This window comes from Clostridium sp. SGI.024 (genome assembly GCF_050315195.1).
Lineage (GTDB): Bacteria > Bacillota > Clostridia > Clostridiales > Clostridiaceae > Clostridium.
Map to the genome: position 1 here is coordinate 1 of NZ_JBNPON010000089.1, position 9780 is coordinate 9780.

General features: G+C 24.1%; 11 protein-coding genes and 1 pseudogene. 5 read left to right on the plus strand and 7 right to left on the minus strand.

Going from position 1 to position 9780, the window contains the following annotated elements:
• Positions 1 to 933: replication initiation protein (locus ACQRD5_RS15800; protein WP_427747027.1), on the plus strand; the 933-nt coding region annotated here is incomplete at its 5' end.
• A gap of 156 nt (positions 934 to 1089) precedes the next feature.
• Here the strand turns inward: ACQRD5_RS15800 and ACQRD5_RS15805 are convergent.
• The 6 genes from ACQRD5_RS15805 to ACQRD5_RS15830 form a co-directional block, all read right to left on the minus strand.
• Positions 1090 to 2496: a hypothetical protein gene (locus tag ACQRD5_RS15805; protein WP_291631020.1), complete on the minus strand. Its 1407-nt coding sequence runs from the start codon at positions 2494 to 2496 to the stop codon at positions 1090 to 1092.
• Entirely contained in the window at positions 2496 to 3056 is a 561-nt protein-coding gene (locus ACQRD5_RS15810; protein WP_320901606.1) for a hypothetical protein, read from the minus strand. The genes ACQRD5_RS15805 and ACQRD5_RS15810 overlap by 1 nt, the downstream gene beginning before the upstream one ends.
• Positions 3049 to 3588 (minus strand): class I SAM-dependent methyltransferase, encoded by a 540-nt coding sequence (locus ACQRD5_RS15815; protein WP_291631017.1) that lies wholly within the window; start codon positions 3586 to 3588, stop codon positions 3049 to 3051. Before ACQRD5_RS15815 ends, ACQRD5_RS15810 begins: the two co-directional genes overlap by 8 nt.
• 354 nt (positions 3589 to 3942) lie before the next feature.
• Positions 3943 to 5478 (minus strand): S41 family peptidase, encoded by a 1536-nt coding sequence (locus ACQRD5_RS15820; protein WP_291631015.1) that lies wholly within the window; start codon positions 5476 to 5478, stop codon positions 3943 to 3945.
• 228 nt (positions 5479 to 5706) lie between these two features.
• A complete protein-coding gene (locus ACQRD5_RS15825) occupies positions 5707 to 5889 on the minus strand; it encodes a hypothetical protein (protein WP_291631013.1) in 183 nt (60 codons plus the stop codon).
• Positions 5890 to 5935: 46 nt separating this feature from the next.
• Entirely contained in the window at positions 5936 to 7249 is a 1314-nt protein-coding gene (locus ACQRD5_RS15830) for a radical SAM/SPASM domain-containing protein (RefSeq protein ID WP_291631011.1), read from the minus strand.
• Positions 7250 to 7321: 72 nt separating this feature from the next.
• On the opposite strand from ACQRD5_RS15830, the gene ACQRD5_RS15835 reads away from it, so the two are divergent.
• The 3 genes and pseudogenes from ACQRD5_RS15835 (at position 7322) to ACQRD5_RS15845 (ending at position 8964) form a co-directional block, all read left to right on the plus strand.
• Positions 7322 to 7948 carry an ABC transporter transmembrane domain-containing protein gene (locus ACQRD5_RS15835; RefSeq protein ID WP_427747028.1) on the plus strand — a complete coding sequence of 209 codons (627 nt, stop codon included), beginning with the start codon at positions 7322 to 7324 and terminating at the stop codon, positions 7946 to 7948.
• Positions 7949 to 7965: 17 nt separating this feature from the next.
• Positions 7966 to 8202 (plus strand): annotated as a pseudogene (locus ACQRD5_RS15840) (ABC transporter transmembrane domain-containing protein); the annotation flags it as partial.
• A 99-nt stretch (positions 8203 to 8301) separates the two neighbouring features.
• Positions 8302 to 8964, plus strand: coding sequence for an ATP-binding cassette domain-containing protein (locus ACQRD5_RS15845; RefSeq protein ID WP_320901613.1), 663 nt, complete (start codon positions 8302 to 8304; stop codon positions 8962 to 8964).
• Positions 8965 to 9238: 274 nt separating this feature from the next.
• Here ACQRD5_RS15845 and ACQRD5_RS15850 read toward each other — a convergent pair whose 3' ends face one another.
• Positions 9239 to 9430 (minus strand): hypothetical protein, encoded by a 192-nt coding sequence (locus ACQRD5_RS15850; RefSeq protein ID WP_291631008.1) that lies wholly within the window; start codon positions 9428 to 9430, stop codon positions 9239 to 9241.
• Positions 9431 to 9609: 179 nt separating this feature from the next.
• On the opposite strand from ACQRD5_RS15850, the gene ACQRD5_RS15855 reads away from it, so the two are divergent.
• Positions 9610 to 9780 (plus strand): BhlA/UviB family holin-like peptide (locus tag ACQRD5_RS15855; protein ID WP_427747029.1); only part of this gene is annotated, 171 nt, incomplete at its 3' end.

Consider the following 9780-nt stretch of genomic DNA (forward strand, 5'->3'; position numbering starts at 1 on the left):
TATATTTTTAAAATTTCAGATTTTATGAAGCTTTTGGGGGTTGAGAATCAAGCTAAATATACTGAAATTCCTAAAATAACAAAAGAGCTAATGAAAAAGGTCTTTGAAATTGAAGAAGGAAATAGAATAATTCAATCTGCCTGGCTTAGTGGAACAATTTATGAAAAGGGGACAGGTTGTGTAACCTTAAAATTCAACCCCGATTTAAAGCCATATATGCTAAAGCTTAACAATATGTTTACTCAATATAGATTAGCTAATATTTTAAGTATGAAAAGTAAATATTCTCCTAGAATATATGAAATTTTAAAATGCAATGAGTTTAAAAAACAAGGATATATTGATCTTCAGATTGAAGATTTAAGAAAACTTTTGAAAGCTGAAAATATTTATCCTAGATATAATGATTTTAAGAGAAAGATAATAGAACAAACTCAAAGAGAATTAAAAAAATTAAGTGATATAAGTTTTGATTTTGAAGAAATCAAAACTGGTAGAAAAGTAACTTCATTAAAATTTTATATTCACTCAAATAAAGTAAAAAAGACAACTGAAAATAAGATTACTCATCCCATAGATGAAGTATCAGCAACAGTTGTAGAAGATATTGAAGATGATATAATTTTACAAATAAGAAATATAATAAAACATGTATGTAATAAAAATATAACTGATAAAGCAGCAAATGAAATTTATAAATCTGCACTTGGAAATAAAGATTATGTTAATAATACGTTAGAGTTAATAAAGGAAGTAGCACAGTATTCTTTAACACAAAATATAAAAACTAGCTTCGTAGGATGGTTTAAGACTACGGTGAGAAATTATGAAAAGCCAATAAAAAAAGCAAAGCAACTTAAATTTAATAATTTCAAAGGTAGAGATTATGATTATGATGATCTTGAAAAGAAGCTTTTAGGATGGGATCAATAAAAAAATCCTTATACTCATTTTTAATATTGAGTATAAGGATTTTTTTATTGTCAGAAGATATAAATAAACTAATACATTTACGTACCTGAGATATTGAAATTACTATATTTTAGAAATTTTCATTAGACATAGAAAATAGCCTATATTTTTATATAATTAATTAGATTTTAAGCTCTTAATTAAGTTATCAATGGCTTCTTTATCTTTTCTTTTAATAGATTTAGTACTACTAGATATAAAATCCATATACTTTTTCATATAAAAGAAATCATTTCTAGTTTCAACTTCAAATTCAGGAGTATTATTATATATTCTTTGAGCAGCTATATAAAAATCAGATTTGTTTAAAGCATTATCAGTGTGTAAATTGAAATTTTTCATTGTTCTTTGAGCCTTTACTTTGGCTTCTTTAGCTTTTATAAATTCATTGTATAAGTTATAGGCCCTATGCTCTGCATAGCTATATATAATTATCTGTATTTTTTGAAAGTCAAGACCTAATGAATTTATTGAATTTAGTTGTTTTAAATATCCATATGCTGCTTTAAAGTTTCCAGTATCAAAAATAATAAATTCTAAGGTCTTATCTTTGATTCTAGCTATAACTTTTGATATGTTATATAAATTCTCAAATACCTTTTGAACTTCTTTAACCTTTGGACGTGTTATTTCATCTACGGATGTAGTTATTTTATTAAATGTTTTTTCAGTTTCAAGAAGTTCATTTTCCTTAATAGAGATTTTTTCATTAAAATCTTTTGCTATATTATTTATGTTACCTATTGCTGAATTTTTAATTAAAAAATTTTTATAAGCTGAACTCCTAAGTTTTTTTAAGTATTCAATTTCTAAATTTAATTCTTTGATTCCAGTTTTTAAAATTTTCTGAGATTTTTCATTTAATTCATCTTTAAAACTATTGTATTTTGTATCTAAGGTAAGATACTCATTATATTCTTTAGATGAATTTAAAAGATCTATCCCATTATTAATTTTATCTATGTTATCTGCAAAGTTCTTTTTTTCATTTTTTAATGTTTCAACTTCAAGCTTTAATTTTTTTATTTTTTCCTCAGTTTTTTTATACCAGTTATTATATATTTCAGTATTTCCATTATGATTTTTGAGAAAAACAATATCCTCCAGGGATTTCATAATAGATTCTTTATCAATTAACTCTTCACCTTGTGTTAACAAATGAAATTTATACGCTGAAGATAATAATTGCTTCTCTGTTGGATTTTTCTCAACCTTTTTTACACTTATTCTATTTTTTTTTACCTTTGAGAAATCTTCTTCACTATTTCTTAAATATAAGTATTTCATTGCAGTATCAGAAAGATAGATGTATTTATAGTTTTTATTTATATTTTCCATACCTATTAGATTGTTTTCTATCATTCCATTAACTATAGTTTGTCCACTAGGTATAAGTTTTTTAAATTGATCCAGAAAACAGTAATTTCCTGCTTTCATTATCATCTCTAAATAAGCTTTATACTTAAATTCGGCAGCTACAAAACTATCTAAGGAAATAATATCATCTCTTACTATAGCCTTCATTAGAAACACTCCATTCTTGAGCAACCAAGACTAGTTGCTATTTCTTGCTTAAGTTCAATTTCAACTCCAGTATAACTAGAACCAATACTTTCAAGGGCAATTAATTCTCCATTAACTTCAATTGCAGCATCAATGCAAGTCTTAAGTTCTCCAGCTCTATCGGGATACATTTCATAATACCTATCAATTAGTTCTCTTTCATGCTTCCAGGTATCTTGAATATTAGTATCTACTTTATGATAAACTTCTGTCAGTTTAATATCATGTTCAAGATGATTGGTTTGTGCTGCACAAAAACTTGTAATTCCAAATTCTTGCCTACAGTAGTCCTTCCCAACTTTATCAAGCTGAATTATAAGGTTGTTTTCGCCCCGAACAATATGTTCGGAAGTCTTTATATATCCACTTTTCTCTAGTTTTTTAAGTCTATCCATACTAATACCACAATACTCCTTAGCTTGACTTGAATTACATAATCCCGTCTTACTAAGCTGCTTAATAAGATCTCTATCTCTCCCAGTAACAACTTTTACAGTTGATGCCTTTCTTCCCCTAGCCATTAGCAAGCCTCCTTATAATAAGCTTTTCTTTATAAATTTTCTTATCAAGTATCTCGAATTCTTTACTGTTTTCTATAGATTCAACTATACATTTAAATTCATACGGCTTAATTTGCCCATTTTTAGTTTCATAGAAAGGTTTTTGAGTTTCTATAATACAAAAAGTCCTTGTAACACGTAAAAGCTCATATAAAACGAATTTGAGCCTATCTGGAGATATAAACATTAACACAAAGTTACAAAGCACTATATCAAATTCTTTATCTTCATAAGGCAATCCATAATTTATATCGTGCTTTATGAAATTGACATTAAATTTATTAGGTTTAGTACTAGGCTTAGGATCAAGTTTATCAATACCATATAAATTTTTAAAACCTAATTTATAAAAGAAATATAAATTTCTATAATGACCACATCCAATATCCAGTATTTTATTGTTTAAATTAAGTTCTTGGTGATATTTTTTTAAGAATAATAAATTATAACTACTATAACCTTCCTTTAGATGGTTACTTATGAGAAAGGACATACTCACTTCTCCCTTACATTTTGATTTAAACTTTCAAATTGGGATTAACTTGTTTTCGAGTCGTAGCCATTAAAACCAATCTTTGATTGGCTTGTTTTTGCGTAAAGCAAAAATTTTCATGGCCATTTCATTCGTCAGAATGTAATAGACCGAAAACAAGTTTATGTAGATAGATTTAACATTAATTCTATCTACATCTTTATATTTATTAATTTATTTATAAATAGTATATGTAAATTTTAATATATTATTATAAATCATAATAATACATTTTACTTACACATATTATATAATATGCCTATCTAATAAAAAAGCATTGAACTTTTGAATCATAATTAATTAATATTAGAAATGTTATCTTTTATCTAAATTGTATTTATTTATTAGAGTAATAGTCGCTTCTAATGAATCTCTGCTATCAACCCATATATCAGGTTCAAAACCTATAGCATCATTATTTTCGCCTTCTGCTCTTATAATTATGCCGTCACCAAAGCTTAATGTAACTTTAGAATTTGGTAATTGATAGTGAGATAAGTTAGTTACTAAATGACAACCTCTTGTATTACCACCTACAAAAATTACATTTTCCATATGACGTAAAGTGTCTACAAAACCTTCTCCTGATGAAGCTACATCTTTATCTATTAATACAAATATTTTATTCTCATTTTCAGTAAACTCACCCTTTACAGAAGAACTAAACCACTTTTCATATTCACCACTTTCTAATTCTTTCTTAAATGAGTTTAATACTTCTTCATTTTCTTTAGATATATGCTGCTCATTTTCTAACATATCAATTTCTTGTATTAAAACTAATCTACTCTTTTTTCTTATGTAACTTTTTGTATTATCAATATATTTACCTAAATAATTCTTTATCCATTGAAGATAATAACGATCAGAGCCGCCAGTATTTCCTCTTAAATCAATTATTAATATTGGTTCATCTTTATATTTCTGTCCTGATTCAATAAATAAGTCTAAGCTTTTATCAGAACTACTCTTAGGTCTCATACTATTTACATCTAGAATTGGTATTCCTTGAAAACTATCTTCTTTATATGCTATAGATTCTTCTTTATTAGCTATAAAATTCTTATTTATGCTTACTTGTTCTTTTAATTCTTGTCCATTTGTATCAACTAAAGTTATTTCTTTAGTAATAAATGAATCATTATTATTTACAAAGATTCCTATACTATAAGTTAAACTTCCATCTTCAGAAATGGTAAGTTTCATATAATTCTCTATATTACTATCTCCATCTATATCTTTAAGATAATATCTTTTATTATTTACATGAGTATAATATTTATTATTTTCATATGAAAAATAATAATCTTTGTTAACTGCAGTAATTAAATTTTTATTAGCATTTATTAATCTATTACCTGCTCGAAAGTGTCCATCCTTAATAATTGGTTCTAGTCCATTAAATAATAAATTTTCAATAGTATCATACTTTATACTTTCTTCATTCAATAATGATTCTAGTATATCTACTTTTACTTTGTTAAATACATCTTCTCCTCCAAAATACTCATATGCTCCATAGCTATACTTTAAAATATCAAAAGCTATATTTATGTCTTCTACTGCTTCTTCATATGGAATAATCTTATTTATATTACTTATATTCACACGTTTTCCTTCAAGTAATGATCCAGCTTTTTCTTTCGATATTACAGTCTTTTCATCAGTATATGTGATTTGGTATTTACTTAAATCTGTAGGATTACTATTGTTCACAAAATTTTTTCTGTTGCTATTAAGATTAAAAAGATAATTTTCAAATTCCTTTTCATTTGAATTAGGTAATGCTATTGTAAATATTAGTAGTATAGTGACTGTACTAATTAATAATATTTTTATTATCTTTTTCACATATCCTCCTTTTTATAAAACTTAATACCCACTATCTCAGTAACAACTTTTATAGTTGATGTATTTCCTCTCCTAGCCATTAGTAGTCAGTCTTATAATAATTTTTTCTTTATTATTTTTCTTATAAATTATTTGGGATTTTTTAAATTTTTCTATAATTTTGAACTACATAGTTATAGAAATAAATTTAAAAGGGCTGAATACACCCTTTTAAATTTATTTTAATAATTAATTAGATTTAGGTGAATTTCCATATGGCATTGCCTTAGCATTTCCACATAGTTGAGATGTACAATAACTTAAACCACATTCTGGAACATATGAGCGTCCACATTCTCCAAAATTGTATCCACAATAAAAATTCGCACATATAGCACGTTTAATATCTGTTCCCTTAACTAATTTAGTCATAATTAAACCTCCTTTACATAATTATATAAATATATTCTAAATATATTTATTTCACTTCAATACTTTTTACTTTTTTGTTTAATATTTCTTCTAGATCATATTTAAATTTTGAACATCTATTCCATCCTGTATTTATTCTATGATTAAAACATCCCCCCATACAAATAGGAATTATTTTGCAATCCTTACAATTTGGATCAATTGTTACATCATATAATAAGTATTTAGCAAATGTATTATTCATATCTACCTTTTCATTTTTCAAATCACCTATGCTATATTTATCAATACCTATATCTGACCAACATTTAAATATTTTTCCATCTGGTGCTATTACATAACTATTAACTCTATCTGCACCACATGAAGCAGTAACATGAAAAGGGTAATCTATATGATCATTTTTGTTTGTTTCGTTTATCTTATTTAAAAAGTTTTTATTCTCATTTATATAATTTTCATAATCTATACAAGCTTCTTCTTCATAACACCCATTATTAGTTTCTATAAACCCTAAATAGCAATATACTTTATCTAAAATACCTTTATCCTTAAAAATCTCTATAACTTCTTTTACTCTATCAATATTTTTTTTATCTGCATTTATTCTAATATCTATACTAATATCACTTGTAATTTCAAATATTTTCACAATATTTGAAATTATTGTATTGAAAGTTTGTTTCTTGCTATTAATTATAAATCTTCTTTCATCATGAATATCCTCTGGTCCGTCTATTGTAATTTGTAAATGTTTAATTTTATATTTAATAAGCTTATTAACAACTTCCTCCGTTAACAAATATCCATTTGTTACAATACTCGAATTATATTTAATATTTTTATCATTACATATATTAATAATTTTTTCAGATAATTTCTCTATAACACTAATTGCTAATAGTGGCTCTCCTCCATACCAACATACAGAAAGCTCTTTAGATTCCTCTAAATTACTTTTTATAAATTCAATTAATTTTTCTTGAATTTCTATGTTCATAGCTTGACCATCTCTTTTTCCCTTTTGATAACAATAAATACAATCAAAATTACATCTCATTGTAGGTGCTATAGTTAATCCTAGTCCACTTTTGCTAAATCGGTCTCTTAAAGATAATGATTTTATTATATCTAATTCATCAAATTCTTTATTAATTAAAATTCCTTGATCTAATAAATCATCTATTAATTGTTTGTCCTTTATATCTATATCATTACATTCAAATTGTTTATATTCTTCATATTCATTCTTGGAAATTATGGCTAAGGAATTTTTAAAAGAATTGTATGCTATTATCTCACTATCACTTCCCTCCTTATTATAAAATATATTAAATCTAGATGGTTTAAATTTAGACATACTCATTCCCCCTTTTTAACATAATATCATTTTTTTAATATTATGTAAATTTTTTGATGTTTTGGGATTTTAATGTATAATTATTTTGAAGGGGTGGTTATTTTGATAAAATTTTCTTTTAAATATATATTTACATATAAAAAGTATTTCTTTTCTATATTATTTTCTGCTTTTGTATTATATATAATTAACTTTATAACTCCATATATAAATGGAAAAATTTTAGACTCCATCCAAAGTACATATTTATCAACATCACTAAATTTTATAAACTTAATAATTATTTTCATATTTTTAAAAATTTTAGAGTTATATTTTAACTATATAAACCAAATAGTTTTGGTGAAATATAGAAGCAAAGCTTCATTTTTATTAAATAATTTTTTATTAAATCATTTAAAAAAAGTTAATATAATGGATATTAAAAAGTTTAATTCTGCTTATTTAACAGAAAGAATAAATAATGATTCACATTTATTGATATCATTTTTTATTGATAACTTATTTAATATTTTTCTTAGCTTTTTTCTTTTTATAGCTATTACAATTTTACTTTTTTTCTTAAATTCAAATATTGCACTTGCTCTATTTTTATTTTTTATTCCACTTCATTTTATATCACATTTTATTTTTAAAAATACTTTAAAAAGCTTAAATTTTAAAGTATTAGAAAGTCAAAGTAATTTTTTTATAATTTAAATCTACAATTAGAAAACATTGAGGCAATAAAGATTGATTGCTCTCATAAGCAATTTAATAAAAAGATTATTAACTCCTTTAACTCATTACTTGATTCTATAAAAAAATATACATCTATAAATTTAAAAATTAAAACATTTATATCTTTAAATAATAAATTTTCTTATTTATTTATACTTTTATATTCTAATAAATTAATAAGAAATAATGAAATTAGCATAGGTGATTTTCTTATTATTATTTCATATTTTGATATTCTTATTAATGAGATTAGTCTATACATTAATACACTTAATAGATATGCCGAAACGTCTAACTGTTATAAAAGAATAATTGAAATATTAAACATTCCTATGGAAAATAACGGAAAAATTAAATTGAGTAAAATCTCTACTATAAAAATTAATAATTTTTCTTTATTTTATGATAATAAATATATAATTTCAGATTTAAATTACGAATTTAAATCTGGTAATATCTATACTTTAACAGGAGATAATGGTAAGGGTAAAAGTAGCTTAATAAAAGCTATAATAGGATTATTAAATAAAAATATTTCAGGTGATATTTATTATGATAATATTCTAATTTCTGATTTAGATATAGATTATTTTAGAACTAATAATGTTTCAGTTTTAAATCAGTCCTTTATTTTAATTGATGATAGTATTTATGATAATATTACTAACTATGGTGAAATCAATATTCCTAATAATTTAAAATATTTTTGTGATAATCTTAATCTCTCTTCCTTTTTAGAAAATCTACCTAATGGCTTAAATAGCTTATTCTCTAAAAATCTATCTAATGGGCAAAAGGAGAAAATAGGTATTTTAAAAGCACTGATCAAACCTTATGATATCCTTATTTTAGATGAACCCTCAACTGGATTAGACATTAAAAGCGTAGGTAAAATTTCTAAGTTATTAAAAGATATCTCAAAAAATAAAATTATTATAATTGTAACCCATGATAAAACGTTAATGGAAATAGCTGATTTTAATTTATCTCTTTGATTTATATTTTTTCATTTTTTAATATTAGTACACATAGTAGTCCATATATTTCCTTTACCATTTTTCAATTATGTGTAGTTTTAATAAATTTCACCATATAAAGCACCCACTGAAAAGAATATAACTAAATTATTATGCTAAATTGAATTTTTGCAAAATTACTAAATATAATATAAAGCCATATTTTCACAATTTAAATTGTGAAAATACGGCTTTGAATTTATTTGAGTTAAATATATTATTCATTAATTATTTTATGAACCAATCCTACAGTTCAAGAATATATTTGAGCTATTTCTTTGATTGTTTTTCCTTGAATACCATACATTTTCATCCTTTCTTTTTCTTGATCTGAAAATCTTTCTTTTCTTCCGGCTCCACGTTCATTGTGTGATTTTTTATCTGGTTCTGCATTACTACTTTTTAATAATTTATTTTCATCTTTTAATTTTTGAATTTGACTCATATATATAGCCCCTTCATAAATTAATTATTGAACATTTCGCTAAAGATATCTTTAGTGAATAATAAAAAGCCAATGATTATAAATCATTGGCTTTTCAATTACACTAAATTCAACTTTATAGAAATAATAGTTTACTGTTTTATAAAAAAACTCTTTATATCATTAAAAGGAGTGATTTTATGGATAACGAACTATTTAATTTCCTAACTTCTCAAGGAATTTTTGCTTTGTTATTTGGATATCTATTGCTTTATGTTCTAAAGCAAAACCAAATAAGAGAAGAAAACTATCAAAGCATAATAAAGCAGCTTAGCGACACACTCCCAGAGATTCAAAATGATCTTGAGGAT

What these genes read in the sequence shown, in the direction of transcription:
- ACQRD5_RS15805 (WP_291631020.1), bottom strand. Translation starts at nt 2,496, where the DNA reads ATGAAGGCTATAGTAAGAGATGATATTATTTCCTTAGATAGTTTTGTA.
- ACQRD5_RS15810 (WP_320901606.1), bottom strand. Translation starts at nt 3,056, where the DNA reads ATGGCTAGGGGAAGAAAGGCATCAACTGTAAAAGTTGTTACTGGGAGA.
- ACQRD5_RS15815 (WP_291631017.1), bottom strand. Translation starts at nt 3,588, where the DNA reads ATGTCCTTTCTCATAAGTAACCATCTAAAGGAAGGTTATAGTAGTTAT.
- ACQRD5_RS15825 (WP_291631013.1), bottom strand. Translation starts at nt 5,889, where the DNA reads ATGACTAAATTAGTTAAGGGAACAGATATTAAACGTGCTATATGTGCG.
- ACQRD5_RS15830 (WP_291631011.1), bottom strand. Translation starts at nt 7,249, where the DNA reads ATGTCTAAATTTAAACCATCTAGATTTAATATATTTTATAATAAGGAG.
- ACQRD5_RS15835 (WP_427747028.1), top strand. Translation starts at nt 7,322, where the DNA reads ATGTATAATTATTTTGAAGGGGTGGTTATTTTGATAAAATTTTCTTTT.
- ACQRD5_RS15845 (WP_320901613.1), top strand. Translation starts at nt 8,302, where the DNA reads ATGGAAAATAACGGAAAAATTAAATTGAGTAAAATCTCTACTATAAAA.
- ACQRD5_RS15850 (WP_291631008.1), bottom strand. Translation starts at nt 9,430, where the DNA reads ATGAGTCAAATTCAAAAATTAAAAGATGAAAATAAATTATTAAAAAGT.